Annotated in this window: 21 protein-coding genes; 15 read left to right on the top strand and 6 right to left on the bottom strand. The window is 68.7% G+C overall.

Going from position 1 to position 26,388, the window contains the following annotated elements:
* Positions 1 to 277 precede the first annotated feature (277 nt).
* The 4 genes from GVV77_RS00940 to GVV77_RS00925 all read left to right on the top strand — a co-directional run bounded on the left by GVV77_RS00940 (position 278) and on the right by GVV77_RS00925 (position 4,153).
* Positions 278 to 694, top strand: a complete 417-nt coding sequence (locus tag GVV77_RS00940) for a hypothetical protein (RefSeq protein WP_201293147.1) — start codon at positions 278 to 280, stop codon at positions 692 to 694.
* Positions 695 to 861: 167 nt separating this feature from the next.
* Positions 862 to 2,238, top strand: a complete 1,377-nt coding sequence (locus tag GVV77_RS00935) for an ABC transporter substrate-binding protein (protein ID WP_159615535.1) — start codon at positions 862 to 864, stop codon at positions 2,236 to 2,238.
* 3 nt (positions 2,239 to 2,241) lie between these two features.
* Positions 2,242 to 3,213 carry a carbohydrate ABC transporter permease gene (locus GVV77_RS00930; protein ID WP_159615533.1) on the top strand — a complete coding sequence of 324 codons (972 nt, stop codon included), beginning with the start codon at positions 2,242 to 2,244 and terminating at the stop codon, positions 3,211 to 3,213.
* Positions 3,206 to 4,153 carry a carbohydrate ABC transporter permease gene (locus GVV77_RS00925; RefSeq protein WP_159615531.1) on the top strand — a complete coding sequence of 316 codons (948 nt, stop codon included), beginning with the start codon at positions 3,206 to 3,208 and terminating at the stop codon, positions 4,151 to 4,153. The genes GVV77_RS00930 and GVV77_RS00925 overlap by 8 nt, the downstream gene beginning before the upstream one ends.
* Positions 4,154 to 4,201: 48 nt before the next feature.
* On the opposite strand, the gene GVV77_RS00920 is transcribed toward GVV77_RS00925, so the two are convergent.
* Entirely contained in the window at positions 4,202 to 4,444 is a 243-nt protein-coding gene (locus GVV77_RS00920; protein WP_159615529.1) for a hypothetical protein, read from the bottom strand.
* Positions 4,445 to 4,704: 260 nt separating this feature from the next.
* Between GVV77_RS00920 and GVV77_RS00915 the strand changes: the two genes are divergently transcribed.
* Both GVV77_RS00915 and GVV77_RS00910 read left to right on the top strand, forming a co-directional pair.
* Positions 4,705 to 5,448: an MBL fold metallo-hydrolase gene (locus GVV77_RS00915; protein ID WP_159615527.1), complete on the top strand. Its 744-nt coding sequence runs from the start codon at positions 4,705 to 4,707 to the stop codon at positions 5,446 to 5,448.
* 65 nt (positions 5,449 to 5,513) lie between these two features.
* On the top strand, positions 5,514 to 6,767 hold the full coding sequence (locus tag GVV77_RS00910) for a phospholipase D-like domain-containing protein (RefSeq protein WP_159615525.1): 1,254 nt from the start codon (positions 5,514 to 5,516) through the stop codon (positions 6,765 to 6,767).
* A 110-nt stretch (positions 6,768 to 6,877) separates the two neighbouring features.
* Here GVV77_RS00910 and GVV77_RS00905 read toward each other — a convergent pair whose 3' ends face one another.
* A complete protein-coding gene (locus GVV77_RS00905; RefSeq protein ID WP_159615523.1) occupies positions 6,878 to 8,680 on the bottom strand; it encodes a gamma-glutamyltransferase family protein in 1,803 nt (600 codons plus the stop codon).
* 295 nt (positions 8,681 to 8,975) lie between these two features.
* Here GVV77_RS00905 and GVV77_RS00900 point away from each other — a divergent pair, with 295 nt between their 5' ends.
* Both GVV77_RS00900 and GVV77_RS00895 read left to right on the top strand, forming a co-directional pair.
* Positions 8,976 to 9,683 (top strand): YoaK family protein, encoded by a 708-nt coding sequence (locus GVV77_RS00900; RefSeq protein ID WP_159615521.1) that lies wholly within the window; start codon positions 8,976 to 8,978, stop codon positions 9,681 to 9,683.
* Between the two features lie 47 nt (positions 9,684 to 9,730).
* Positions 9,731 to 11,149 (top strand): CPBP family intramembrane glutamic endopeptidase, encoded by a 1,419-nt coding sequence (locus tag GVV77_RS00895; RefSeq protein ID WP_159615519.1) that lies wholly within the window; start codon positions 9,731 to 9,733, stop codon positions 11,147 to 11,149.
* A gap of 52 nt (positions 11,150 to 11,201) precedes the next feature.
* Here GVV77_RS00895 and GVV77_RS00890 read toward each other — a convergent pair whose 3' ends face one another.
* Positions 11,202 to 11,861: a pentapeptide repeat-containing protein gene (locus GVV77_RS00890; protein ID WP_159615517.1), complete on the bottom strand. Its 660-nt coding sequence runs from the start codon at positions 11,859 to 11,861 to the stop codon at positions 11,202 to 11,204.
* A gap of 287 nt (positions 11,862 to 12,148) precedes the next feature.
* On the opposite strand from GVV77_RS00890, the gene GVV77_RS00885 reads away from it, so the two are divergent.
* The 5 genes from GVV77_RS00885 to GVV77_RS00865 all read left to right on the top strand — a co-directional run bounded on the left by GVV77_RS00885 (position 12,149) and on the right by GVV77_RS00865 (position 18,219).
* Complete coding sequence (locus tag GVV77_RS00885) at positions 12,149 to 13,591, top strand: APC family permease (RefSeq protein WP_159615515.1); 1,443 nt, start codon at positions 12,149 to 12,151, stop codon at positions 13,589 to 13,591.
* Positions 13,592 to 13,845: 254 nt separating this feature from the next.
* A complete protein-coding gene (glsA, locus tag GVV77_RS00880) occupies positions 13,846 to 15,660 on the top strand; it encodes a glutaminase A (protein ID WP_159615513.1) in 1,815 nt (604 codons plus the stop codon).
* Between the two features lie 21 nt (positions 15,661 to 15,681).
* Complete coding sequence (locus GVV77_RS00875) at positions 15,682 to 16,527, top strand: NAD-dependent epimerase/dehydratase family protein (RefSeq protein ID WP_159615511.1); 846 nt, start codon at positions 15,682 to 15,684, stop codon at positions 16,525 to 16,527.
* A gap of 80 nt (positions 16,528 to 16,607) precedes the next feature.
* A complete protein-coding gene (locus GVV77_RS00870) occupies positions 16,608 to 17,882 on the top strand; it encodes an MFS transporter (protein ID WP_159615509.1) in 1,275 nt (424 codons plus the stop codon).
* Positions 17,872 to 18,219 carry an ArsR/SmtB family transcription factor gene (locus GVV77_RS00865; protein WP_159615507.1) on the top strand — a complete coding sequence of 116 codons (348 nt, stop codon included), beginning with the start codon at positions 17,872 to 17,874 and terminating at the stop codon, positions 18,217 to 18,219. The genes GVV77_RS00870 and GVV77_RS00865 overlap by 11 nt, the downstream gene beginning before the upstream one ends.
* 30 nt (positions 18,220 to 18,249) lie before the next feature.
* Here GVV77_RS00865 and GVV77_RS00860 read toward each other — a convergent pair whose 3' ends face one another.
* On the bottom strand, positions 18,250 to 19,509 hold the full coding sequence (locus GVV77_RS00860; protein WP_159615505.1) for a glycosyltransferase 87 family protein: 1,260 nt from the start codon (positions 19,507 to 19,509) through the stop codon (positions 18,250 to 18,252).
* Positions 19,510 to 19,919: 410 nt separating this feature from the next.
* Between GVV77_RS00860 and GVV77_RS00855 the strand changes: the two genes are divergently transcribed.
* Positions 19,920 to 22,343 carry a putative bifunctional diguanylate cyclase/phosphodiesterase gene (locus GVV77_RS00855; protein ID WP_159615503.1) on the top strand — a complete coding sequence of 808 codons (2,424 nt, stop codon included), beginning with the start codon at positions 19,920 to 19,922 and terminating at the stop codon, positions 22,341 to 22,343.
* 124 nt (positions 22,344 to 22,467) lie between these two features.
* Positions 22,468 to 23,985 carry a flotillin family protein gene (locus tag GVV77_RS00850; RefSeq protein ID WP_159615501.1) on the top strand — a complete coding sequence of 506 codons (1,518 nt, stop codon included), beginning with the start codon at positions 22,468 to 22,470 and terminating at the stop codon, positions 23,983 to 23,985.
* A gap of 179 nt (positions 23,986 to 24,164) precedes the next feature.
* On the opposite strand, the gene GVV77_RS00845 is transcribed toward GVV77_RS00850, so the two are convergent.
* Both GVV77_RS00845 and GVV77_RS00840 read right to left on the bottom strand, forming a co-directional pair.
* The gene (locus tag GVV77_RS00845) at positions 24,165 to 25,961 is read right to left on the bottom strand and encodes a putative bifunctional diguanylate cyclase/phosphodiesterase (RefSeq protein WP_343033032.1); all 1,797 of its coding nucleotides are present in this window, start codon (positions 25,959 to 25,961) and stop codon (positions 24,165 to 24,167) included.
* Complete coding sequence (locus GVV77_RS00840) at positions 25,901 to 26,233, bottom strand: PAS domain S-box protein (RefSeq protein WP_159615497.1); 333 nt, start codon at positions 26,231 to 26,233, stop codon at positions 25,901 to 25,903. Before GVV77_RS00840 ends, GVV77_RS00845 begins: the two co-directional genes overlap by 61 nt.
* Positions 26,234 to 26,388: the final 155 nt, after the last annotated feature.

The following is a 26,388-nucleotide window of genomic DNA, read 5'->3' as shown; positions in this document are numbered from 1 at the left end:
AGGAAACCAGGCCGCTTTATCGGTGAACGGCGGCCTCCACCATAGGCAGGTTTCAGCGAAGATTCCATTTCACCAGCCGTCTCAGGGGCCCCTTAAGCAACGCCGGACGGCCGTCCGCAGCGGTCTCCCGCGCCGTCCGGCGTCACCTTCGGCGGTATGCTGGATTCGCCTTCGGGACCCCCGTAGGCTCGATCCAGCCCGTGGCTCCGCCGTGGGTTTCAGCACCAGAACCGTGGCGGAAATCCGCGGAAGTTTCGACCGAAAGTAGGACCATCCAATGGTTATCAAACTCAGCCACATCCCCCCGCGGGTGGCCACCGGCGCCTTCATCCTTAACGCCGGAATCGGCAAGCGCGGCCTCGATGAGGAGAGCGCCGCGTACATGCAGCAGATGGCCGCCGGCGTCTTCCCCCAGGTCGGCCAGCTCGACCCGGAGAAGTTCGGCAAGATCCTCTCGGCGGTGGAGATGAGCCTGGGCGGCCTCCTGCTCGTGCCGTTCGTCCCCAGCCGGCTCGCCGGCCTGGCTCTGGCAGGCTTCTCTGCAGGTCTTCTTGCGATGTACCTCAGGACCGAGGGAATGACCGAGAAGGACGGGGTTCGCCCGACCCAGGCCGGAACCCCTGTCGCCAAGGACGTCTGGATGCTCGGCATCGCCCTGGGCCTCATCCTCGACTCGCCGAAAAAGCGGAAGTAACCGCCTCCCGCCATACCGGCGCGCACGCCAAGCCTGCTGACAGTAAGCCGCCTTAGGTATTTCGGATAGAAGTGCTTATGCTGACTTCACACGGTAGTCCCGCGTCGACCGGAGGTTGAAAACCCACTCCTCGAGCCGTCCGGGACGTTCGAAGCGAAGGGGCGGGTATGAAGACTCGAAAGTCACTGGCCATTGCGGCAGCGTTAGGGCTGACACTCTCGGCGTGCGCCACCGGTACGGGCGGCTCCCAGACAACCGAAGACAGCCAGTTCGACCCGGAGGCCGAGGTCTCCGGGGAACTGAACATCATGGGCTTCGGCGCGACCGACGAGATCGGCGAAACGCGCGTGAAGTCGGCCGAGGAGAAGCTCGACGGCGTGAAGGTGAGCCTGGTCGAAGGCGACCTGGACATCCAGCAGTTCCTCTCCGCCGTCGCCTCCGGGGAGCCGCCTGCCCTGATCTACGCCAACCGCAACCAGCTTGGGACCTTCGCCTCCCGGGGGGCGATCATGCCCCTGAACGAGTGCATCAACGCCCACGGCATTCAGGTCGACCATTTCCGGGCCGCGGCGATGAGCCAGGTGACCTTCGAGGACGAGGTCTACGGCGTACCCGAGTTCAACCAGGTGCAGATCGTCATGGGCAACTCGACACTGCTCGAGGAACAGGGCCTCAGCGTCGAGGACATCGACGGGTCCGACTGGGACGGGATCCGCAGGGCCGCGGACACGCTCGTCAAGAACGAGGGCAAGCTGAGCGTCATCGGTTACGACACGAAGCTGCCCGAGTTTCTTCCCATCTGGGCCAAGGCCAACGGTGCCGACATCATCTCCGCGGACGGACGCAAAGCCCAGCTCAACGACCCCGCCGTCGTTGAGGCCCTCGAATTCGCCTCGGAGATCTACGAGAAGCAGGGCGGGTTCAGCGCCGTCAAGGCGTTCCGGGACTCGGCCGACTTCTTCGGGGAGGGAAACCAGTTCGCCTCCAACACGCTCGGGGCCATGCCCATGGAACAGTGGTACGTCAACATCCTCAACGACGTCTCGCCGGACGCCCCCATGGCATTCACCACCCTGAAGGACACCTCGGGGGAGACCATGAGCTACTCCAGCGGGTCGGCCTGGGCCATCCCGAAGGGAAGCTCGAACCCCGAGGCCGCCTGCCGGTTCATCGAGCACATGACCAAGGTCGACACCTGGATGGAGGCCGCCACTGCCCGCGCCGACATGCGCGCCGAGGAGGGCAAGCCGTTCACGGGGCTGTTCACCGGCAACCAGGCCGCCGACGAGCGGATCAAGGAAGAGTTCGTCAAGGTGGGCTCCGACCCCAAGTGGGACGCGGCCATTGAGGCCTCCTACGAGGCCAATGAGGCGTCCTTCGCCCTGCCGGCCAGCCCCGCCGACGCCGAATTCGAGACGGCGTGGGAGGACGCGGTGAACCGGGTGCTCAACGGCCAGCAGGAACCCCAGGCAGCCCTCGACCAGGCGCAGGAGGAGGCCCAGCAGGCTCTTGACGAGGCCTGGAGCTCCTGGGACGAGGAATAGGAGATGAGCTCGCAGGCCGCCCCGCTGCGGGGACCTCGGGCCGCCAAGCCGGTGCTCCGGCCGGGCCAGCGGCGGAACCGCCGCCGCGCCCGGCGCGCCGCACTGCTGTTCATCAGCCCGTGGATCGCCGGTTTCCTCATCTTCACGCTCTGGCCGGTCATCTACAGCGCCTACCTGTCGCTCACCGACTACGACGTGATCAACAACCCGAACTTCGTGGGCACGGCCAACTATGCCGAGCTTTTCGAGGACCCCAAGACCGCCCTGTCGCTGCGCAACACCTTCATCTACACCGCCATCTCGGTGCCGGCGCACGTGATCGTGTCGCTGCTGCTGGCACTGCTGCTGAACCGGGCCGGGCGCGCCTCCGGGTTTTTCCGGACGGTCTTCTACCTGCCGAAGATGACACCCCCGGTGGCCATCGGCATCCTGGTGCTCCTGCTGTTCAACGGGCAGAACGGCCTGGTCAATGGGTTCCTCGGCTGGTTCGGCATCGATGGTCCGGCGTGGACCACCGACCCGTCCTGGATCAAGCCCGGGCTCATCCTGATGAGCCTGTGGACCCTCGGGTCCTCGGTGATCATCCTGCTGGCGGCGCTGCGCGATGTGCCGCAGGAACTCTACGACTCGGCGAAGGTCGACGGCGCCAACGGCTTCCAGGTCACCCGTGCCATCACCCTGCCGATGATCAGCGGAAGCCTGTTCTTCCTCGTCATCATCAACACGATCGCCGGGTTCCAGACCTTCACCGAGGCGTACACCGCGTTTTTTGGCTCGGGCAACACCACCTACAGCAACGACGCCGCCCTGTTCTATTCGATCTACCTGTTCCAGCAGGCCTTCGAATTCCTCCACATGGGCTACGCCTCGGCCATGGCCTGGGTGCTGTTCGTCATTGTCCTGATCGTCACGGTGATCCAGATGGTCGTCAGCCGGAGGTTCGTCTACTACGAAAGCGGGAACAACGATGGCTGATCTCCAGGCCGGCCCGTCCCAGCTGCCGCCGGTTGCGCCGGTCCGCCCCGCCGACGGCGCTCCCGCGGCGGTGGCGCCGGCGCCGCGGCGCACCGGCCGGGCGGGTGCCCGCCGCAGCCCCGTAGCCCGGGTGCTCACCTGGCTGGCGTTGGGCGCCGCGACGGTCGTCTTCACCTATCCGCTGCTGTGGCTGATCAGCGCCTCGTTCAAGCCCCGCTCCGAGGTCTTCGACAACCGCCTGATCCCGAAGTCGTTCACGTTCGAGAACTACCTGACCGTCTGGCAGGAGGCTCCGCTCGCGCTGTGGCTGGGCAACACCGTGCTGGTGACGGTGCTGGCCGCCACCACCGTCACCATCTCCAGTGCGCTGGTGGCGTGGGGCTTCGCGTTCTTCCGGTTCCGGGGCCGCAATGTGCTGTTCGGCCTGGTCCTGGCGACCATGATGCTCCCCGGCGCGGTCACCATGATTCCGACCTTCCTGATCTGGAACAGCCTGGGCCAGGTCGGCACGCTCACCCCGCTGTGGGCGGGCAACCTCTTCGGCAGCGCGTTCTACATCTTCCTGCTGCGCCAGTTCTTCCTGGGGCTGCCGCGCGAGCTGTTCGAGGCCGCCCGCGTGGACGGGGCAAACAACTGGCACATGTTCTCGCGCATCGCGCTGCCGCTGTGCAAGCCCGCCCTCGTCGTCACCCTGCTCTTCGAGTTCCAGGCGGCCTGGACGGACCTGATGCGCCCCCTGATCTACCTGCGGGACAGTTCGACCTTCACTGTCCCCCGCGGGCTCAAGGCGCTGCTCGATCAGTTCGGGTTCGGCGGGGACTGGCACTGGGAACTGGTGGTGACGGCGAGTGTGATCACCACAGTGCCGATGATCGTCCTCTTCTTTATCGGCCAGCGGCACTTCGTCGAGGGGATCGCCACCACGGGCAACAAGGGCTGACGGTCCGGCGGCCCCCGCGTCTACAGGGGCTTTCCGCCACCCGGAGGGCTACCGGGGCGAGGCCTCCCGGCTGCGCTCGGCCGGAGTCACCAGCGCTGCGATCCGAAGGATTTCGGCCTCGGGAATCCCGGTGGCTTCGGACAGCGCGCCCGGCTCCTCCCCCGCCCCGAAGGCCTCAACCACCAGATCCCGGTACAGCAGGGCCAGCCGGTCGCGCTCGAACTCTGCTTGTTCGAGGTCTGCTGCAGCAATCATGATCTGCTTGATGGGGCTGGGGCTGGATTCGGACATAGCCGCCCTTTCGCGTAACAGGGGTTGGTCTTCGAATTTATCAGCCGATCAGGACCCACCGCTTCTGGACTCGCGCCGGCTCCGGAGCATCCGCCCCGGAAGGACCCGGCGGCCGGCGCCCGCGCCGGCACATCGGCGTGAAATCGACTACCCCTCCAACGTATCGGGCAAGTACGGGTTTAGAAAGAATGCTCCTTGCGGAACTCCCGCGCGCACTGCTTGGCTTGGATTTTCCGGCTTGGCCCCAGGGAGGATCCAACATGCTCACGCCGAATGTCGCCGACGGAATCCACCGCATCGCCCACGCACACACCAACTGCTACCTGGTCGAGGACGGCGGGGGCCTGCTCCTCGTCGACGCAGGGCTGCCGGGCACGCGGCAGAAGTTCATCGGTGCGCTGAGCAGCCTGGGCAGGAGCCTCGCCGACGTGCGGGCCGTGGTGCTTACCCATGGTCATTTCGACCACCTCGGATTCGCCGAATACCTGCGGCTCCAGCATCAAATCCCCGTCTACGGCCACGTCGACGACGCGTACATCGCCTCCCACCCCTACCGCTACCAGCGGGAGAGGACGCCGCTACTGTACCCGGTGCGCTATCCCCAGGCGGTCCCGGTGCTGGCCCGCATGGCGGCCGCCGGCGCCCTCAAGGTGCGTGGGGTGAAAAAACTTGAGCCGTTGACCTCCGCGAGTGCCGCCGCCCTGCCGGGCAACCCCGTCCTGGTTCCCTCCCCCGGACACACCCTGGGCCACTGTGCGCTGTCCTTCCCGGAGCGGGGCGTGCTGATCAGCGGTGACGCGCTGGTGACCCTCGACCCGTACACCGGACGGAGGGGCCCGCAGATCGTGGCCCGCGCCGCGACCGCGGACACCGCCGCGGCCCTCACCTCCCTCGATGCGCTCGAGGGCACCGGAGCCCAGATCGTCCTGCCCGGGCATGGCTACGCGTGGACCAACGGGGTGGCGAAGGCCACAGCGGAGGCCCGTCTGGTCGGCGGGCACTAGCGCTGCTGCCGGGGCGCTCCGGGGTGCGGGTCCGGGCCTGGGCGGCCGAACGATAGGCTCTAGTTATGGACTCGCTGAACCACAGGGTTGTGATGGAGTTTGCCACCACCGCCCTCCGCCGCGCCGCTCTCCTTTTCTTCGGTGTCCAGGCCGCCGCCATCGCCTCCGCCGTCCTCATCGACGCCGTGCAAAAACGCATCCGCCGGACCCGGAAGGGCTTCCCCCGGCCCGGCACCTTCACCACGACGATCAATGAGTCCACTACGACCGTCTACACCTACGGCGAAGACCTCTTCAGCGCGATGATCCAGGCCATTGAGAAGGCCCAGCACGAGATTCTGCTCGAGACCTACATCTGGAAGGGCGACGCGATGGGGCGGCGATTCCGTGACGCCCTCAACGCCGCGGCGGCCCGCGGCGTCAAGGTCCACGTGATCTACGACGGCTTCGCCAACCTCGTGGTGCGCCCCTCGTTCTACCGGTTCCACCCGGACGTCCACGTGTTCCGGTTCCCGGTCCTGCGCCCCTCGGTGCTGTTCACCAACATTCGGGGCACCGGCCTTGACCACCGGAAACTGATGGTGGTCGATGACGCCATCGGCTTTGTCGGCGGGTACAACATCGGTTCCCTGTACGCCACCAAGTGGAGGGACACCCACCTGGCGATCACCGGGCCGTCGGTGTGGGAACTGCGCCAGGCCTTCGTCAGCGTCTGGAACCTGAGCGCGAAGCGGCACGCGAAGATGGCCGACACCAGCGCCGGTTTCTGGGAGCCCCGGATCCGGGCCGTCAACAACATCCCGGCGAACCTCGTGTTCCCCATCCGCGGGGTCTACCTCGATGCCATCAACCGCGCCACCCGCTCCATCTACATCACCACCGCCTACTTCATCCCCGACCAGCAGATCATGGACGCGCTGCTGCGGGCGAGCCTGCGCGGCGTTGACGTGCGCGTCCTCCTGCCCGAGGACTCGAACCACGTCGTTGCCGACTGCCTCTCGCGCGGGTTTTACTCCTCGATGCTGCGCTGCGGCGTGCAGGTCCTGCTGTACCAGAACGCCATGATCCATGCCAAGACCGCTACGGTGGACGGCGAATGGTCGACGGTGGGCACGGCGAATATCGACAGGCTGAGCCTGACCGGCAACTACGAAACCAACCTCGAAATCTTCGACAAGGATCTGGCCCGCACCATGGAACAGATCTTCGAGATCGACAGCTCAAACACCCGCCTGCTCACCCTCGAGGAGTGGGAGAGCCGGCACGTCATGGCGAGGTTCAGCGAGACGGTGCTCGCGCCGCTCCGCCCCTTCCTCTAGGGCGGCCGGCCGCCGGCGGGCGCTGCCCTTGGCGCCGTCCGGCGGGCGGCCCGCCCCCTGCATACAGTCCCCCGGGATAGCCCGGCAGGGATGCGCCAGCCGGGTGCCGGTCAGCGGCCGGCGGCATATCCCTGCGCGCCGCGCGGATTGGCCGCCGCCTGCAGGATCCCGGTGGCCGGATCGGCAGTGACGCAGGAGAGCCGCCCCAGCGACCAGTCCCCTGCCCGGGTCACGACGTGTCCGCGGCGTTCGAGCTCCGCAATGACCTCGTCCCCCAGCCTGTCCTCCACGACCGCTCCACCCGGTTCCCAGGTGCGCGGCCAGAAGGAGCCGGGAATCGACGTCGTGTGGAGCGAGGGCGCGTCAATGGCTTCCTGGGGGGTGTAGCCCCCGACGATGGTGCGCAGCAGGTACAGCAGCTGCCACTGGTCCTGCTGGTCCCCTCCAGGCGAGCCGAGGGCCACCACCGGCTCGCCGTCCCGCAGGACGAGGGTGGGCGTCAGGGTGGTGCGCGGGCGCCGGCCGGGGCGCAGCGTTGAGGGGGCGCCGTCCTCAAGCCAGGTCATCTGCAGGCGGGTACCGAGGCAGAAGCCGAGTTCGGGGATGGCCGGCGAGGACTGGAGCCAGCCGCCGCTGGGGGTCGCCGAGATCATGTTCCCCCAGCGGTCGACGACGTCGATGTGGCAGGTGTCGCCGCGGGTCTCCCCGGCGCGGGAGACGGTCGGTTCCCCCGCCCCGGCGAAGGGCCTCCCGGCGGCCGCCGGCGGGGTGTACTCAGTCCTCAGCGGCGGGAGGAACGGTTCGTGGTCCGGAACACTGCCGGGACGGAATTCGGTTGAGGCCCGCTCGCCGATCAGGGCCCGGCGCTGCGCCGCGTACTCCTCGGAGAGCAGGTACTGAAGGGGCACCGCGGCGTCACCGTAGTAGGCCTCACGGTCTGCGATGGCGAGCTTCTGGGCCTCGAGGATGGTGTGCGCGCCGAGTGCCGTTGAGGGGTCGAGGTGGTCATCGGGAAGCCCCTCCAGGATCGCCAGGGTCTGCAGCAGCGCCGGCCCCTGCCCCCACGGTCCGGTCTTGGCGATGGTGTGCCCACGGAACTCGTAGGTGGCCGCCGGTTCATACCCGGCCCCGAAACCGGCGAAGTCCTGCCGGGTGATCACCCCGGCGTGGTCGGTCCCGGACGAATGGCGGTGCGGGATGGAAAGGAAGTCCACGGCCGCCGAGGCCACGACCCCGGTCCGCCACTCGCGGCGGGCGGCGTCGATCCGTGCCTCGCGGGTCGCGGCGCCGGACCCGGCGCCGACGAGCCCGTCGAGGACCACCGCGTAGGCCTCATTGGTGATGATCTCCCCCGCAGCCGGCGGCCGTCCGTCCGGCATCCACAGGGCTGCCGAGCTGGGCCAGTGCTCGGTGAACAGCCCGGCGACGGTGGCGATGGTGGCTCCGACACGGGCCAGGACGGGGTGCCCGTTCCGGGCATAGCCGATCGCGTAGGCCAGCACCTCGCCGAGTTCCCACGAGCCATGGTCGCGCAGGAGCAGCAGCCACGCGTCGACGGCCCCGGGCACCGCGGCCGCCAGGGCTCCCGCCCCCGGCACCAGCTCGAGTCCCTCGGCCAGGTAGTGTTCCCGGGTGGCACCGGCCGGGGCGGGGCCCTGCCCCATGAGCACGGTCGGCGTGGGGTCCGCGGCGGTGGTGAAGACGCCCGTCATGTCACCGCCGGGGCCGTTGAGGTGGGGCTCGACCACGTGCAGCACGAAAGCCCCCGCGACCGCGGCGTCGAAGGCGTTGCCGCCGCGCTCCAGGACAGCCTGCGCGGAGGCCGTCGCCAGCCAGTGGGTGGAGGCGGTCATGCCGAAAGTTCCCTGCAGGGTGGGACGGGTGGTGAAGGCCCCAGCCGGTGTGTACGTCATGGAAGCGCCTTTCGGCCCGGGCAGGGCGTGGACGGACCTCCCCTCGGCGGGGCCCGTTGGTATCGGATATCTTCTCTGCTCCGACGATATGCTTCGTATACGTTCCTCACAAGATCATCGGCAGCACCGGTGCCGGGCCAGGCGGATTGGTTCCGGCCGGGCTGCCGGACCGCCACCGGGGCCGCCCTACCCGCTGACCCGTCTCAGCGGACCCATCCCAGCGGCCCGCTCCGGTGGACCTGGACGGATCCGCTCCCCTGCCCCGATTCCCGCCGGCCATCCCCTGGAGGACCGCATGAAGAAGACGTCCCTGTCCACCGACCGGCTGCACCTGGTGTTGATGCTCGTCCTGACGTTCTCCACCGGCGTCATCGATGCCGTCGGCTACCTCGGCCTGGACCGGGTGTTCACCGGCAATATGACCGGCAACGTCGTGCTCCTCGGGATGGCGTTCGCCGGCGGCAGCGACCTCCCCGTGCTCCGGCCGGCCCTGGCGCTCGTCTTCTTCATGGTGGGGGCCGCCATCGCGGGGCGGCTGCTGCGCCGGGCGCCCGAGGGCTGGTCGGGCCGGACGACTATCGCCCTGGCTGCGGTGGCAGGGGTGATGGTCGCGCTCGCCGTCGTCACGGCCCTTGTCGACGTCGCCGGCGACGAGACCCTGGGAAGCATCACGACGTCGGCCCTGGGCCTGGTGATGGGGATCCAGGCCGCCACCGCGAAACGCCTGAAGGTCGCCGAGATCACCACGGTCGTGGTGACCTCCACCATCACCGGGCTCGCCTCCGACTCGAGGATCGCGGGGGGAAAGAGCCCCTTCTGGGTGCGCCGAACCGCCGCCATCGCCCTCATCCTGGCGGGCGCCGTTGCGGGGGCCGCGGCCCTGAAGATCGACCTGTGGGCGGGGATCGCCCTCTCGGCCGTCCTGACCTGCATCGTGACCGTCATCGGTCAGGTGCGGTCGCGGCGCGATGCCCGGGCTACTTTGGCCGACGTTTACCGTTAAGGAGAAGAAGGCACGGACCCGAACCGCGGGCACGGTCTCAATGAGGGATGGACAAGCACACAGTGGACCGATTTGCAGAAGGCCCGTCGACCGTGGCGGCATCGAACCGATGGGCGGAACCGCCGGCAGACCCGGCCGGCGCCCCGGCAGGCGAGGCCTTCCCCTTCCATCGCCTGACCCGCTCCTGGGCCGGCCACCGGTGGTGGAAGCCCCTGCTGACCGGACTGCTCGGCACCATCTTCTACCTGATATTCATGCTCATCGTGCTCGTCATCGGCGGGATCAGGGGCGGCCTCGACCCGGCGCTGGGCGCCTCCTACCTCGAAAGGCTTGAGTCCTTCGACCTCTCGGACCCGCTCGTGTTCGGCTTCACGATGGTGTCCCTCATCCTGCTGATTCCCGCGCTCGCCCTTGCGGCGCTGATCACCGGGCCCCGGCCGATCGGGCTGCTTTCCTCGGTCCACGGGCGGATCCGCTGGGGATGGCTCGGCCGGTGCCTCGCCGCTGCCGCCGTCATCTACTCGCTCAGCATCGCGCTGTCCTTCCTCCTTGAGCCGCTGTTTCCCGGCTACGTTCCGCCAACCCTCGACCTTGCGGGTCCGCGGGTGGGTATCCTGATCGCGATGACCCTCCTGCTCGTGCCGTTCCAGGCCGCCGCCGAGGAATACGTTTTCCGCGGTTACCTCATGCAGGCGGTCGGCAGCTGGCTCCGCCATCCTGCCTTCGCGATCCTCCTGCCGGTCCCGCTGTTCGTGCTGGGTCACGGTTATGACCTGCTGGGCCAGCTCGATGTCGCCCTGTTCGCCGTCTTCGCGGGGTGGATCACCTGGCGCACGGGCGGCCTCGAGGCGGCCATCGCTGCACACGTCGTCAACAACTCGACAATCTTCCTGCTCGGCGCCGTGGGCCTCGTGGACGTCAATGCCAAGGAGGGCTCCGCCATCGGGCTCGGCATCTCGGTGCTGACGACGGCGGCTTTTGCGGTCGTCGTGCTCCGGATGTTCGACCGGTCCGGCAGCCTCCGACGGGACCGGGTGGTCGTTCCTGCGCCGGTTCCGGCCATTCAGCCTTACGCGCAGTACCCCTACGGGCAGTATGCCTTCGCGCCCAATGCCGGGCAGTACCCGCCGCCGTACCCGCAGGGCCAGGCTCCGGCCGGGCAGTACCCGCCGCCGTACCCGCAGGGCCAGGCTCCCGCCGGTCAGTACCAGCCGCCCTATGGGGCACCGTCCCCGCAGGGCCAGGCTCCCGCGCCCTACCCGACCGCACCTGGCGCCGCCGGTTCCACCCCACCAGCACCGCACCCCTCGGATCAGTACAAGGCGCAGAATTTCCAGCCATCGCAGGGAGAGCAGCACGCGCCGGACACTTCCGCCCCCGACCCGCGGACCGGAGGCGACCCCTCCGATACCACGTCTGACGACCCCGACGCCCGCCCGCGGGACCAGGCCCGGCGCGATCGATAGCCGCACGTCGGACCGGGCTGCCCGAACTGGAGCACGGCGCTCCCGGGGGGGCTCAGCCCTCGACGCGGAGGCCCAGGTTCTCCGCGAGGATCGGCGCGAGGAGGCCCAACTGGTAGGAATCGATGGTGACCCCGCCCAGCCCGTCCGGACCGTTGAGCGCCCGGAACTCGGTGGTGCGCAGGTCGACGTCCCGCAGCCTGCTTCCGGTGAGGGTGAGGGTGTTGATCCGGCAGTTGCGCAGCGCGACGCGGACCCCCTTCGCATCGGTGAGATCGAGGTCGCCGATGATGCAGTCCGAGATGTCGACATCGGTGAGGGTTGAGCTGCGGAGGTTGAGGAAGTCAAGCTTCCCGCCGCTGATCCGCACCGATTCAAGCGTGCTGTCGTACAGTTCGGCCGATCCCCAGCGGGTGCCCTCGAGCCGGACGTTGCGCCAGGAGCTCCGGGCCGCGGCGAAGACGGGGGCAAACAGCTCGGTGAAGCGGCACTCGCGGAACCGGGCCCCGCGCAGCTGTGTCTCATTGAGGGAGATCCCTTCGAACAGGCACTCGCTGAAGGAGATGCCGCCGAGGTCCAAGCCGTCGAGGCTGGTGGCGGAGTACAGCTCACCTCCGCGGTGATCGCCCGCCTCGGGAGGACCGTCCTGGGGCACTGCGAGGTCCCGCAGCACCAGATCTTCGATCCGGGGAGACCGGGTTGAGCTTTTGGGCATTGACTGTCCTGGGATGGATGGAGTCGGAGCCCGGAGCACGTTCCGGGACCGGGTCTTCGGAAGTCTAGCGAAGCGCATCGACTCTCCGCCGCGAACGCACCGGATTGCGACGAGCGCACCGGAAATATCCTGCGCGGAGGTCGCTTTCGGGTGCGGCAGGCGTTTCCGGGCGTGGTGAACTCTTCCGGGCGGGATGCTGTTCCGCAGCCCGCCCTGCTCCTAGACTGGCCTCGGGATCCAAGCCCACCCCCGGGCGCGAAAGCACCCCCGAACGAAGGTGTCGGAAAATGGCTGAAACTTCACATGCCCAAGGGGAGGAAGCCTCCCTCCTGAAGGTGCTCGGCAACTGGGACGCGCTGGCGCTTGGCTTCGGCGCAATGATCGGTTTTGGCTGGGTGGTTCTCACCGGTGACTGGATCACCTCGGCGGGCACCCTGGGCGCGGTCGCCGCAATGGTCACCGGCGGCGTCATCATGGGCGTTGTCGGCCTCACCTACGCCGAGCTCACTGCCGCGATGCCGAAGGCGGGCGGTGAGCACAACTTCCTGCTGCGCGGAATGGGTCCGCGGTGGTCCTTCATTGGTTCATGGGCGATCACGGGCGGATATGTCACAATCGTCGCGTTCGAAGCCGTCGCGCTTCCCCGCACCGCCGAATACCTGTTCCCGGACCTGAGCCGGATCCCGCTGTGGGAGGTTGCCGGGGATCAGGTGCACCTCACCTGGGCACTGGTCGGCGCGGTCGCCGCCGTCGTCATCACCTGGGTGAACATCCGCGGGGTCAAGCTGGCCGGTGTCGCCCAGACCTTCGTTGTGCTGTTCCTGCTCCTCATCGGAGCAATCCTCATCCTTGGCTCCTTCACCGGCGGATCGACCGCCAATATGGAGCCTCTCTTTGCCGGGGGCGTCGCGGGCTACTTCGGTGTGCTCGTCGTCGTGCCCTTCCTCTTCATTGGCTTCGACGTCATCCCCCAGTCGGCCGAAGAGGTGGATATCCCTCCCCGCCAGATCGGCCGTCTGGTCGTCGTCGCGGTGATCCTCGCGACGATCTGGTACGTCATGACGATCCTGACGACGTCCTCCGCAATGCCGGTCGGAGACCTCGCCGGCGCCGACATTGCCACGGCCGACGCCATGGGTGCAATGTTCGGCTCCGATTTCATGGCCCAGGTACTCATCGCCGGCGGCATCGCAGGAATCCTCACGTCCTGGAACTCGCTGCTCCTCGGAGCGTCGCGGCTGATGTATTCGATGGCCCGATCCGGAATGCTCCCGCGCTGGTTCGGGGTGCTCCACCCGAAGTACCGCACCCCCGCGAACGCGCTGATGTTCATCGGCGCCCTTTCATTTATCGCACCGTTCTTCGGTGAGCAGATGCTTGGCTGGCTTGTCGATTCCGGCGCGCCGAGCATCGTGGTCGCCTACATCCTGGTCTCGCTCGTCTTCGTGATCCTCCGCCGTACCGAGCCCGGCATGGAGCGCCCGCTCCGTGTGGGAGGCAACGGGTCAGGCGGCCTGATCATCGGGTGGGCCGCCGTCGTGCTGTGCGTCGCACTTCTGAGCCTGTACATGCCTGGCATGCCGGCATCGCTCACCCCGCCGCCGTGGATCCTCTTCGGCCTGTGGTGGGTGCTCGGCCTGTTTTTCCTGTTCCGCATCCCATCCGGGATCAAGCCCGGGGAGCATGCCGAAGAGCGGTTGCTGGAGCGCCTCGGCAACCGGCGCCCCTAGGCGGCGGCAGGGACATCCCGCGGGCATCCTGCGGCGGCCGCCCCTGCGGTGAAGGACCCTGATCGCGACGAGCGCACCAGATTGCGGCGAGCGCACCGGAAATATCCGGCGCGGAGGTCGCTTTCGGGTGCGCCAGTCGTTTTCTGGCGCGGAGGTCGCTTTCGGGCACCCTGAGGACTTCCGCATCGCCCGGGCACAGGGGCGCGGACGGCTGCCGGGCGGCCCTTCCGGCGGGGTGCCCTAGGGTTGAAGTCATGGAATCGCCGATCGAGAGCTACCTCAAGAAGATCCATCAGGAGATCGCGGAGCTGAAGGACGGCAAGCCGTACAGCACCATCCCGGCCATGGCGAACGTCGACCCGGACAACTTCGGCATCTGCCTCACCACCGTCGACGGGTACACCTACGAGATCGGCGACACCCGGCAGGAATTCACCATCCAGTCGATCTCCAAGCCCTTCACCTACGGGCTGGCGCTGGCCGACCTGGGCCTGGAGGCCGTGGACGCGAAGGTCGACGTCGAACCGTCGGGAGATTCCTTCAACGAGATCTCGCTGGCCCCCGGCACCGGTCGGCCCGCCAACGCCATGATCAACGCCGGCGCCCTCACCGCGACCTCTCTCGTCCGCTCCGCCGGCGGCAACGCCCGGTTCAAGCGCATCCTCAATACCTACTCGGCCTTCGCCGGCCGGCAGCTGAGCGTCGACGAGGAGATTTTCGAATCCGAACTCGAACACGGCCACCGCAACCGGGCGCTGGCCTACCTGCTGCGGTCCTTCAACATCCTCGAGTCCGATCCGGCGCCGGTCATCAGCGACTACTTCCGCCAGTGCTCGGTCCAGGTGACCTGTCTCGACCTGTCCGTCATGGCCGCCACGCTCGCCAACGCCGGCCGCAATCCATTGACGGGCAAGGAGGTTCTGGGCATCGGCGAGGTGGAGCGGGTCCTGTCGGTGATGGCCACCTCGGGCATGTACGACGACGCCGGCTCCTGGCTCAGCAACGTCGGCATGCCGGCCAAGAGCGGCGTCGGCGGCGGCACGATCGCCGTGCTGCCCGGCCAGGTCGGCCTCGCCGTGTATTCCCCGCCGCTCGATGCCCACGGCAGCAGCGTCCGCGGTGTCGCCACCGCCGAGCGGCTCTCCAACGACATGGAACTTCACTTCGTCCGGGCCGCCCGCACCGGCCGCTCGGCCATCCGGTCGACCTACGACATCACCGGGGCCCCCTCCGGAATCCGCCGCAACGACGAAGCGATGGACATCCTCCGCGAACACGGGCACCGCGCCAGGGTCATTGAGCTCAACGGCGACCTGCTGTTCGCCGGCACCGAATCGATGGTCCGCGAACTGAGCAGCCTGGGCGAGGACGTCGCCCTCGTCATCCTGGATCTGCGCCGCGTCGACGAGGTGGCCGGGGTGTCCCTGCGCCTGCTGGCCGAGGTGCGCGAGAACCTGGTGGCGGCCGGCCGGGAACTCGTCCTGATCGACGCCGACGGCAACCTCGCCGATACCTTTCAGGACGTGGACCGGGAGGTGCCGACCTTCGACACCCGCACCGCCGCCGTCGAGTGGTGCGAGAACGAGCTGATCGGCCGCTACGGCGACGAGCTGTGCCTGCCGGCCGAGGTCGAGGTCGCCGACTGCCCGGCGCTCAGCCCGCTGAGCGCGGAGGACGTCGACGCCCTTGCCCGGCGGATGGAGGACCGCACCTACGCCGACCGCGACGTGATCCGGCGGGTCGGCCAGCGCTTCGGCGGCGTCTTCTTCATTCTCTCGGGCAGGATCGAGACCTCCGTGCCCGGCCCGACCGGCGGGCGCGTGAAGCTGACGACCCTCAGCGCCGGGATGACGTTCGGCGAGCTGGCACTGGGCAGCTCGGACCGCCAGGAGACCACCGTGAAGGCGCTGGGCAAGGTGCAGCTGAAGGTCCTGACGGCGGACGCCATCAGCAGCATCGAGGAGGAGGACCCGCGGCTCGGCGTCGAGCTGTGGAAGGCCCTGACCCGCGACGCGTACACGCGCGTTGACCTGTACCTCCGCGAGACCGCCGTGCGGATCCGCGACTAGGACTGGGGATAGGCTCGAGGAATGACAGTGCTGATCGCCGGGTGCGGAGACCTTGGAACGGAGGCCGGGCTGCGCTACGCCGCGGCCGGGCACCGGGTGGTGGGCTGGCGGCGCTCCCCCGGTCGGCTTCCGGAGCAGATTGAGGGCCGGGCCGTTGACCTCACCGGCACCCTGCCGAAGGTCCCGGCCGACACGGAGATCGCGGTGATCGCCACCGCCGCCGGCGAGCGCACCGAGGCGGCCTACCGGGCGGCCTACGTGAGCGCGACGGCGAACCTCCTCGACGCCCTGGAGCGCGACGGCGTGAGCCCCCGGCGGATCCTTTTCGTCTCCTCAACCGCCGTGTATGGAGACTTCGGCGGCGGACTCGTGGACGAGGACTCCCCGGCCGAGGCCGGGACACCCACGGGGAAAATCCTGAGGGAGGCCGAGGTGCTCCTGCTGGAGCGCTCCCCCGGCGCCCTGGTGCTCCGGCTGTCGGGCATCTACGGGCCGGGCCGCACCCGGCTGATCGACTCGGTCTCCTCCGGCCGGGCCGTCCTGCCCGCCGAGCCCCAGTGGACCAACCGCATCCACAGGGACGACGCCGCCGCGGCCATCGTGCACCTCACCACCGCGGTGGGGACCCCGGCCCCGGTGTACCTGGGCACCGATGAGGAACCCTCGGATCTCGCCGACGTCCTGCGTTTCCTCGCGGCCGAACTGCGGCTGCCGGCTCCCCCTGCGGGACCGGCCAGCACCACCCGCGGCGGCGACAAGCGCTGCTCAAGTGCCCTGCTGCGTTCGACCGGGTTCTCCTTCACCTACCCCACCTACCGGGAGGGGTACCGCGCGGTACTGGCAGGCGAAGGCGTCCGCCACCCCTGAAGCGCCCGGCGGGATCTTGATATGTGCGTGAACGCGCACCTATCCTGAAGGTCCCCGCTTCCTCCGCCCCGAAGGAACCCATGCTCACCGTCCTGCGGGTTCCGGCCTACCGGAAGCTGCTCACCGCCCAGGTTGTGGCCCTGGCGGGCACCGGCCTCCTGACGGTGGCGCTCGGCCTGCTTGCCTTCGACCTCGCCGGCGGGCAGGCCGGCGCCGTCCTCGGCACGGCCTTCACCCTGAAGATGGTCGCCTACGTCTTCGCCGCGCCCTTCATGTCCGCACTGGTGGGGCACCTGCCCCGCCGGGCGGTGCTGATCGGCGCGGACCTCGTGCGCGCCGCCATCGCCCTGGCCCTGCCGTGGGTCGACTCGATCTGGCAGATCTACCTGCTGGTCTTTCTCCTGCAGTCGGCCTCGGCCACCTTCACCCCGGCGTTCCAGGCCGTGATCCCCGTCATCCTGCCGCGCGAGCGGGACTACACCCGAGCACTGTCGCTCTCCCGCCTCGCCTACGATCTGGAGTCGCTGCTCAGCCCGCTGCTGGCGGCCGCCCTGCTGCTCATCGTTTCCTACTCGAACCTGTTTCTCGGGACGGCCGCCGGTTTCCTGCTCTCGGCCGCCCTGGTCGCAGCCACCCGGCTGCCGCGGATTCCACCGGCGGACCCAGCCGGGTCGCTGCTGCACCGGACCACCCTCGGGACGCGGATCTTCCTGCGCGTGGCCCCGCTGCGCGGGCTGCTGGCCCTTGACCTTGCCGTCGCCGCAGGCACGGCCTACGTGCTCGTCAATACCGTGGTGCACGTCCGGGAGGTGTTCGACCGCTCCAATACCGACGTCGCGCTCGCCCTCGCCTGCTACGGCGCGGGCTCGATGATCGTGGCCCTTGCCGCCCCGCGGCTCCTTGACCGGACCTCCGACCGTTCCCTCATGCTCACCGGCGGCATCCTCCTGCCGCCGGGGCTTGCCGCCGCAGCGCTGCTGACCTGGACGGAGCAGCTCCCGGTCCCCCTCACAGATCACTCCTGGCTGCTCTACCTCGGCCTGTGGGGACTGCTCGGCGCCGGAACCTCGATGATCAGCACCCCCTCGGGTCGGCTGCTGCGCCGGGCCGCTACGGACCGCACCCGGAACTCTCTGTTCACGGCCCAGTTTTCGCTGTCGCATGCGTGCTTCATCATCACCTATCCGGCCGCAGGCTGGATCGGCGCCGCCGCGGGCCAGCCGGCCGCGGCGCTGGTCCTGGCGGCGCTGGCCGCTGCGGGAACCGTGGGTGCGGTCCTGCTGTGGCCGCGCGTTGCCCGGCCTGCGCCGCCAATTGCGGGCTCGGCGGCCGAAGGGACCCGGGATGGGCGGTAAGGGGCCCAGCCTTCACCATCCCGGGCCGCCGGACCCGGAGCGTCTGGAATCCGGGGCGGCCACGTTTCGAATGCTCGCGGATCCGACCCGGCTTCACCTCCTGTGGCTGCTCACCCATGGACCGTCCGACGTCGGAACACTCGTGGCACGCACTGCTGTGAGCCGCACCTCGGTCAGCCAGCACCTGGCGAAGCTGCGTCTTGCCGGGCTCGTCAGCACCCACCGCGAGAGCCGCCGGGTGATCTACAGCATCACGGACGGCCATCTGGCGCGGCTGGTCCGGGAGGGCCTGAGCCATGCCGACCACCGCGTCACGGGCGAACCCGGGCACGGCTGAGGTGCGGCGCCGGGCCCTGCGCACGGATGCCTAGGCGGATCCCGGCAGGCCTGCCCGGGCCGGCGCCCCCGCCGTCCTCCGGCTCATCCGCCAGAGCCTGCGCAGCGACCACGCGAAGATCCCCACCACGAGGAGGTTGCGCAGCGTCAGCAGGACGGCGACCGCCGGGTTCAGCCCGTACCGCAGCTCGTCGTAGAAAATCGGGTAGACGAGCGTTGTGAGCGCCGCGGTCAGGAGCATTGCCGCCGCCGGGAGCCGCCAGTCCCCTGCGGTGTCGAGCACCAGCCCTGCGGCGATCACCGCGGCGATCCAGAGCATGAACTGGGGTGAGCCGACCTTATTGAACACGACGAGCGTGGTCACCAGGGCGAGCGAGGCGGTGGCCAGCAGCGGGCCCGGGCGCGCTCCCCGGCGGAGCCCGACGGCGACCAGCGCGGCGGTTCCGAGCACCGCCAGGGCCAGCAGCGGGCCCATCAACGCGGAGACCTGCCCGCTCAGCGCACCTCGAACCTCCATGGTGTTGATGATCTTGTCCTCGTAGAAGTACGCCCCCGAGGTCCCCGTGATCGCCTGCCAGACGCCGGGCGTCGACAGCGGCGCCTCGAGCTGCATCCCGCGTGCGCCCTGGGCGCCGAGAAACCCGGTGAGGTTGCGGAGGTCACCGAAGACGGCGACGACGACGGCAATGCCCGCTGACAGGCCGGCCCCCGCCAGCGCGATCCGGAGACGGCCGCGGCAGGTGATCACGGCGGCCAGTACGACGGCGGCGGGCCAGACCTTCACCCAGGTTGCGGCGCTGAGCAGGAGGGAGGCAAGGACCGGCCGCGCAGCAAGGAGCAGGATTCCGATGATCACCACAGGGGCGGTCAGCCCGTCGAGTCGTCCCACCGCGACCGGGCCGAGCAGTGCCGTGGCAGCGAGCCACCAGTACGCCGCCCGGGGGCCGTGCGGCGTGCCACGGCGGAGCAGGGCGGCGGTGCCGGCCGCGTTCAGGGCTGCAAAGATGCCGAACCACGTCAGCTGGTACAGCTCCGGGCCAAGGACCGTGGCGGCGACAATGGGCACAATGGCTGCGGTGGGATAGACCCAGGCAGTGTCGATGCCCTGCCAGACCCCGTCGCTCAGGGCCTGGTAGGCCCAGCCACGGTAGATGTTGATGTCGCTGAGCACTCCCCCGGACAGGATGAAGGGCATCAGCCGGGCGAGGAACCCCGCGTGGATCAGCGCGAAGAAGATCCAGACGGACGAGGTGCGGGAAAGGAAGTCCGGACCAAGCCGAAGTGATCGCACGGGCGCTCCTGGTGGGTAGGGTGGTGGGCCAAGTCTTTCATCCACGCGCGCAGGCCTGGAAATCGCCGGCCTGGAACTCCCGGGCCGGACGAGCGCCCAGCGGTGCAGGAGCCCGCTCCCGAAACCCGGTCTCGGAACCCGGTCTCGAAGCCAAGCACGGCGCCTGTCGAGAGGCCCTCCACGCGTGCGCCGCACCTTCCATGTCCCGCGCGCCCGCCCTGCTATAGTCGGCGCAGGTGGCTGCCGTCCGGCTCACCTGAGGGGCGGTTGTGGGCCCGGCTCGCGCTGCACCGATGCACAGCGATCAGCGAAGGTTCACCATGCAACCATGCTCCAGGCCGCCGCGAAGGTTTCCCTCCTGATGTCCGGGCGCATCGGCGTGCGGCACCGGCTGCGGGGGTCGGTGTGCCGTGGGCATCACTGAACTGACCGTCACCCTGTGGCAGGAGCGGCGGGTCCTTGAGGAACTCCTTGCGGCGACCGGTCAGGCGTTGGCACCGCCCCGGGACTCCGCCCAGGGCCCGGCGGAAGCACCGCGGGCCGAGTCCGACCTGCGCAAGGAACTCGGGCTCATCCGTCTGGCACGGGATGTCGAGATGGCCGCCGTCGCCCAGGAGTGGGGGCTCGGACCCGCCACAGGACTGGCGGGCCTCGCCGCCGGCGCGCCAACCGACTCCTGGGGCTGGATCCTCGATTCCCACCACCAGGCGCTGACCGACCTGGAGGTGCGGCTGAGCGCCGGCCGCGCCGCGGAGGCACTCGATACAACTCCTCCGGCCGATGGCCCGGTCCGGCAGGAACCGCCGCGCCCTGGTGGGGACGGCGACGGCGGACCGGGCTCGCCGGGCCTGCCGGACTCACTGCTCGGCCACGCCCTGAACGCGGTCTCCGAGGGCTCCCTGATCACTGACGCTGCCCAGGACATCCTGTACGCCAACGCCGCCTTCACGGCCATCACGGGCTACACCTCCGAGGAACTTCTCGGGAAGAACTGCCGGATCCTCCAGGGCCCCGGTTCGGACCGCGTAACGCTTGCCGCCATGCGCAGCCGCCTTCAGCGGGGGGAGACCTTTCGGGGCAATATCCTCAACTACCGCAAGAACGGTTCACCGTTCTGGAACGCCCTCACCATTTCGCCGCTGCGCGATGACGACGGCAGGATCACCCACTTCGTCAGCATCCAGCGTGACATCACCGCCCAGGTGGCACTGCAGGAGGAACTGCGCTTCCTCGCCCTTCACGACCCCCTCACCGGGCTGCCCAACCGCAGCGGCCTCGAACAGCGGCTGGGCACCGCACCTGCGGCCACGGACGTGGCCCTTGGGGTGATCAGTTTCGATAATTTCCGCCACGTCAACGACACGTTCGGCCGCGACGCCAGCGACGCCCTCCTGCGCGAGATGGCACGCCGGTTGAAGTCGAACCTGCGCACCACCGATTTCCTCGCCCGGATCGGCGGAGACGAATTCATTCTCCTGATCGCCGGCATCGACGACGCCGAGGCGCAGCGGCAGATCGGATCCGTCGCCGCCAGGCTCCACCGTGCCGTGGAAGCTCCGGTGCCGCTTGGCGGGGGGAACTCAATCCACGTCGGAATGAGCATGGGGCTGGCGCTGCACCGCGCCGGCCGCGACGAATTTGGCGACTCCCGGCGGCGGGCGGAGGCCGCCCTCTCCGATCGAACGCTCCACGGGGACCCCGGCCGGCAGTGGTGGAGCCTCGCCGGACCCGGGAATCCGCACCCGGCCCCCGGGCCAACCACCGGCCCATCCGCAATTGTGCCGGGTCCAGGCAGCCCAGCGCGGCAGACCGGAGATCCGGCCCCCGGCCCGCAGGGCCCTGGAGGGACACTGTCGCTGGTCCTGCAGCCCGTTGTGGATCTCCGCACGGGAAAGGTGGACCTCCTGGAGGCGCTGGCGCGGGTCAGCATCGACGGCCACCCCCCGATGGGACCGGCTGACTTCCTGCCGGCGCTGGCCGCGCACGAAGTCGACCAACTCTTCCGGGACGGGCTCGAGCAGGCCCTTTCCCACCTTGCCCGCTGGGACCGCTCGGGGCGATCGTTCCGGGTCAGCGTGAACCTTAGCCCCTCCACCCTGCTCGACCCGGAGTGCGCCGGGTGGGTTGCCTCTGCCCTCGAGCGGCACGGCATCGCACCGGACCGGCTTGTCCTTGAACTTCTCGAAACGGGTGCGATCACCTCGCCGGTTCAGGTCGCGGCGCTGTCGAACCTCCGGACCCTGGGGGTCCGCCTCGCCATGGACGACCTCGGGTCGGGTTACAGCAGCCTCCAGCGGTTGTCCGTGCTGCCCTTCAGCGCGGTGAAGATCGATGGCGCGCTGACGGCCCAGCTGAGGACACGGCCCGTGCGGACGCTGACGATCCTCGCGATGCTCATCCAGATGGGGCGCGACCTCGACTGGGAGGTCATCATCGAAGGCCTTGAGGACGCCGCGCTGACCGAGGCTGCACGCATCCTCGCCCCGCCCTACGGACAGGGATACTTCCTGGCCCCTCCCCTGGAACCGGAGGACGTCCCCGCCTGGGTTGAGGTCTTTGCCCCGCCCGGAGCTGACGGCGGACTGGACACCTTCCTCGGCGCCCTCGCGTACACCTGGCAGTTCACCCGGCTGCGCTCCCCCCATCCCGGCCCGCAGGACCGGTGCCCGCTCACGGCGTTCCTGAACGCGCACGCCGAACCCGGCTCGCCGGCACTGAACTGGCACGGCCTCCAGCACGGTCCGGCCGAGGACGCCCCGGAGCCCGGGGCCCGGCTCGTGGACTGGCTTGCGGAGCGCAGTATCGAAGAATATGCACGGCTGCCTCTGCATTAGCAGAGTCGGTTGAAGAATTCGGCAGATGGGGGGATGCAAAAAAACTTTTTCTCCCTAAGATCAGTGGTGGAACGCGGGACCTTTTTCCGCGGCTCGTTGCTCAGTGCCCGCGGAAAGGGCCACCATGGATCCCACTCTTATTCCAATTATCCTCATCGTCGCGGTTGTGCTTGGCCTGGCCGTCGTCGGCGTCATTCTTGCCCGAATGGCGCTCCATATTGCAAGCCCTGACCAGGCCCTGATCATTTCTTCGAAAGACAGCAAGGGCCAGCCCGATCCCGACAGCCAGCGGGTGGTCTTCGGGCGGATCTTCATCAACCCGTTCTCGCAGCGCGCCTACCCCATCTCTCTGGCTTCCCGCCAGGTCTCGCTCAAGATCGAGGGAATCTCGCAGAATGGGATCAAACTGCACCTCACCGGGGTGGCGCAGGTCAAGGTGGGCGGCGACGCCGACGCCGTCCGCAAGGCGGCCCAACGGTTCCTCAACCAGCAGGAGGCCATTGACCACTACACCCAGGAAACTCTTTCCGGGTCACTCCGCTCTATTGTGGGAACCCTAACGGTGGAATCGATTATTAAAGACCGGGCCACCTTCGCAAAGAGCGTTAAGGAAGAAGCCGAACACTCAATGCACAATCAGGGTCTCGAAATCGACACTTTCCAGATTCAGTCGGTGGACGACGATTCGGGCTATTTGAAAAACCTTGGCCGTCCGGAAGCCGCGCTGGCCGAGAAAAACGCCAAGATTGCCGAGGCCCGGTCGGTTCAGGAATCGGAGCAGGCCCGCGCAATCTCCGACGAGCAGGTAGCCCTGGCCCACCAACAGCTCATCATCAAGCGTGCGGAACTGAAGGAGGTCGCCGACGCCCGCCAGGCCCGGGCCGACGCCGCCGGACCCCTGGCCGTGGCGGAACAGAACGAGCAGGTGATCATCCGCGAGCAGCAGGTGGCCCAGCGGCGCGCGGAACTGCGCGAGCGCGAACTCGACACCGAGGTCCGCAAGCCCGCGGACGCCGAGAAGTACCGGTTGATCCAGCAGGCCGATGCCCGGCTTGAGGAGCGGCGGCGGGCCTCGGAGGCGACCGAGATCGAGGCACGAGTGGAACTGGCGAAGCGCAAGCTCAACGCCGAAGGCGACCGGGTCGCGGCGGAGGCCGACGCCGCAGCGAACACGGCACGGGGAACCGCCGAAGCGGCCGTCCAGGAGGCGCGCGGCCGCGCCGAGGCGGCGGTGATCCGTTCACGCGGCGAGGCTGAGGCGGAATCCACCGAGGCGCGCGGCAAGGCAGAGGCTGCCGGCATCGCGGCGCAGGCCGAAGCATACGAGAAGTTCAATGAGGCGGCCGTGCTGAGCAAGGTCCTGGAGGTCCTGCCCGCCATGGCCCGGGAGGTCGCCGCTCCGCTTGCGGCGATCAAGACGATGACCGTTGTGTCCAACGACGGCGCCGGCCAGCTCAGCCGGGACGTCTCGACCGGGGTGCAGCAGACCACCCAGCTGATCAAGGACACCACGGGCCTCGATGTCATCACCCTGCTGGGCGACATCCTGAAGGGCGCGGGGTCGGGCCAGCGGGCCTCCGCGAACGGCGCCGCCGTGGCACCGTCGGCGTCGGGCGGATCCGCGGACGGCGAGCGGCCCTGACCTTCCAGCGCCCCGCCGCCTGCGCGGCGGCGGGGCGCCGGCCCGCACCGGCCCCGTGTGGCCAGAGGCGCACGTGCTCAGGCGTTCGGGTATTCGGGTCTCGGGTATTCGGGGCTTCGACCCTGGGGCGCCCGGGCTTTGGAATATGCCGTCGCTCGGGCCTCCGCGCACTGGGAAACTTAGGCCAGCAACTCCAGCCGTGGCCCGGCCGGCTCGGCGGTCGTGCGGATCTGGCGCACCAGCCAGTCCACGAGGAGCCGTCCGGCACCGGCGTGCGCCGCCCGTGGATCGTGCTGCTGATTGTGCCACCGGCCCACATCGGCGCCGGTGCCGTAGGTGGCGAGGAATCGGCTCAGGGGGCATTCGGCGAGGGCGCGGGGGTGGGGCGAACCCAGCCGGGCGAACTGCCAATGGTAGGCCAGCGCCCCAAGGCACGTGCGGAGCGAACCGTTGGGCGCCGGCAGGCAAAACTGGTCGACCCACGCCGCGGCGTTCTGGGGTGCCAGCGGGCGGCTGAAGTGGAAGCCCTGGCCCAGTGGCGCGCCGAGGACCGCCACCGCCTCGGCCATCCCCTCGTCCTCGATCCCTTCGATCACGACGTTCATACCGAAGTCCCTGCCCATCTGGATGAGGGTCGCGATCAGGCTGAGCGTCTCGGGCGGCTTGGTTCGGATGTCCGCGAGCAGATCGCGGTCGAGCTTGATGGCGTTGAACGGCAGCGACGACAGGCGCTTGAGGCTGCTGTATCCCGCTCCGAGGTCGTCCATGGCGAGGCCGACTCCCAGCCGGACCAGTTGGCTGAGGGCCTCCCGCTGGATGTCCCATTCCAGGGTCTGTGATTCGAGCAGTTCGAGGCCGAGCCGGTGGGGCGCGATCCCGTGGCGGGTCAGGGCGCTGCTGATCAGGGCGGGTGAGGCCGGATCGAGAAGGATGGTGGGCGGCAGGTTGACCGACACGCTGTAGTTCAGCCCCTGCCGGTCCCACTCAGCCAGCTGGGCGAGGGACTGCTCCAGGACAGTGGAGAAGACGTAGTCCAGGTCAAAGGTGCTCAGCTCCTTGACGAATCCGGCGGGCTGCAGCACCGTCCCATTGGGAAGCGTCAGGCGGGCCAGGGCCTCGAACAGGTGCACCGAGCCGTCCCGCAGGTCTACGACGGGCTGAAGGCAGATGGACAGCCCTCCACCGTAGAGGGCATCACGCCGGCGTTCCCGGGCCCACCGGGCCTCCTCTTCGACCGTGCCGGCGGGACCCTCCCCGTCGGCGGCGACGGCGGAGGCGGCCCCCGCAGCACCGGCACCGGCGGATGCCGGGGGGATCTCTGCGGCAAGCTCCCACCATCGGCGCCGTCCGTGTTTGCGGGTCTTCACCTCGTAAAGGGCCTCATCGGCGCTCTTGAGCAGGGAAGCTGTGTCAAAGCCGTCCTCCGGGAACAGGGCGAGTCCCATGCTCATGCCGATCGTCACCCTGCGCCCGTCGATACTGAAGGGCACCTCGACGGCGGAGGAAAGCCGCTCGAGGACCCGGGTGAGGCCGGCCTCCGGAGCGCCGCGGCTGATACCGCTGAGGATCAGGACGAACTCGTCCCCGCCCATCCGGCCGAGGAAATCCTCATCGCGCAGCTGCGCCTGGATCCGCGCCGCCCATTCCTTGAGCAGCAGATCCCCCGCTTCGTGCCCGAAGGTGTTGTTCACCACGCGGAAGTCGTCGAGGTCGATCATGCCCACGGCCGCAGTGACCTCGGACCGGGGCCCGCCTGCCAGAATGTCAGCAAGGTGGTTGTTCATCGCCAGGCGGTTCGGCAGTCCGGTGACGGGATCGTGAAGCGCCTGGAAGCGGAGCTGTTCATGGAGCGCCATCCGGGTGTTGATGTCGCGCTGGACGCTCACGAAGTGGGTGAGCTCCCCCGACTCGGAGGTCAGCGGAGTGATGCTGAGCATGTTCCAGAACGCCGACCCGTCCTTGCGGTAGTTGAGGATTTCACCCCGGAAGGGCTCACCGGCGTCGAGCTAAGCCGGATGGCGGCCCGGGTGTCGACGTCGGTGCCCGGCCCCTGAAGCATCCGGCAGTTCCGCCCCAGCACCTCATCCGCCGTGTAGCCGGTGATGGCTGTGAAGGACTCCGAGACGTGCTGGATGTTCTCCGAAGCATCGGTGATCAAAGAAATTTCCGAGGTCGCAGCCATCGCCTTGATGAACAGCTCCTCAGGCAGTTCGCCGCCGCCGAAACGCGGCCCATGGCGCAGATGCATGACGTAGTCCCCCTCTACCTGTCACACCCGAAAGCATCGGCAACCCGCCGTCGTGCCCGCGCGGTCAGCACAGCGTTGCGCTGCGCCTTAGGCCGGATGTTAATGGCATGCTAGCCCCTATCTAACCCGGCGTATATCTGGTGCTTTTGCCGGAA

It is taken from the genome of Arthrobacter zhaoguopingii (assembly GCF_009828605.1).
GTDB classification, from domain to species: Bacteria; Actinomycetota; Actinomycetes; order Actinomycetales; family Micrococcaceae; genus Arthrobacter_D; species Arthrobacter_D zhaoguopingii.
This window is presented reverse-complemented; position numbering and strand designations above follow the sequence as displayed.

Excerpts from the sequence above, each read along its gene's own strand:
- GVV77_RS00940 (WP_201293147.1), top strand. The coding sequence starts at position 278 with ATGGTTATCAAACTCAGCCACATCCCCCCGCGGGTGGCCACCGGCGCC.
- GVV77_RS00935 (WP_159615535.1), top strand. The coding sequence starts at position 862 with ATGAAGACTCGAAAGTCACTGGCCATTGCGGCAGCGTTAGGGCTGACA.
- GVV77_RS00930 (WP_159615533.1), top strand. The coding sequence starts at position 2,242 with ATGAGCTCGCAGGCCGCCCCGCTGCGGGGACCTCGGGCCGCCAAGCCG.
- GVV77_RS00925 (WP_159615531.1), top strand. The coding sequence starts at position 3,206 with ATGGCTGATCTCCAGGCCGGCCCGTCCCAGCTGCCGCCGGTTGCGCCG.
- GVV77_RS00920 (WP_159615529.1), bottom strand. The coding sequence starts at position 4,444 with ATGTCCGAATCCAGCCCCAGCCCCATCAAGCAGATCATGATTGCTGCA.
- GVV77_RS00915 (WP_159615527.1), top strand. The coding sequence starts at position 4,705 with ATGCTCACGCCGAATGTCGCCGACGGAATCCACCGCATCGCCCACGCA.
- GVV77_RS00910 (WP_159615525.1), top strand. The coding sequence starts at position 5,514 with ATGGACTCGCTGAACCACAGGGTTGTGATGGAGTTTGCCACCACCGCC.
- GVV77_RS00905 (WP_159615523.1), bottom strand. The coding sequence starts at position 8,680 with ATGACGTACACACCGGCTGGGGCCTTCACCACCCGTCCCACCCTGCAG.
- GVV77_RS00900 (WP_159615521.1), top strand. The coding sequence starts at position 8,976 with ATGAAGAAGACGTCCCTGTCCACCGACCGGCTGCACCTGGTGTTGATG.
- GVV77_RS00895 (WP_159615519.1), top strand. The coding sequence starts at position 9,731 with ATGGACAAGCACACAGTGGACCGATTTGCAGAAGGCCCGTCGACCGTG.
- GVV77_RS00890 (WP_159615517.1), bottom strand. The coding sequence starts at position 11,861 with ATGCCCAAAAGCTCAACCCGGTCTCCCCGGATCGAAGATCTGGTGCTG.
- GVV77_RS00885 (WP_159615515.1), top strand. The coding sequence starts at position 12,149 with ATGGCTGAAACTTCACATGCCCAAGGGGAGGAAGCCTCCCTCCTGAAG.
- glsA (WP_159615513.1), top strand. The coding sequence starts at position 13,846 with ATGGAATCGCCGATCGAGAGCTACCTCAAGAAGATCCATCAGGAGATC.
- GVV77_RS00875 (WP_159615511.1), top strand. The coding sequence starts at position 15,682 with ATGACAGTGCTGATCGCCGGGTGCGGAGACCTTGGAACGGAGGCCGGG.
- GVV77_RS00870 (WP_159615509.1), top strand. The coding sequence starts at position 16,608 with ATGCTCACCGTCCTGCGGGTTCCGGCCTACCGGAAGCTGCTCACCGCC.
- GVV77_RS00865 (WP_159615507.1), top strand. The coding sequence starts at position 17,872 with ATGGGCGGTAAGGGGCCCAGCCTTCACCATCCCGGGCCGCCGGACCCG.
- GVV77_RS00850 (WP_159615501.1), top strand. The coding sequence starts at position 22,468 with ATGGATCCCACTCTTATTCCAATTATCCTCATCGTCGCGGTTGTGCTT.
- GVV77_RS00840 (WP_159615497.1), bottom strand. The coding sequence starts at position 26,233 with ATGCATCTGCGCCATGGGCCGCGTTTCGGCGGCGGCGAACTGCCTGAG.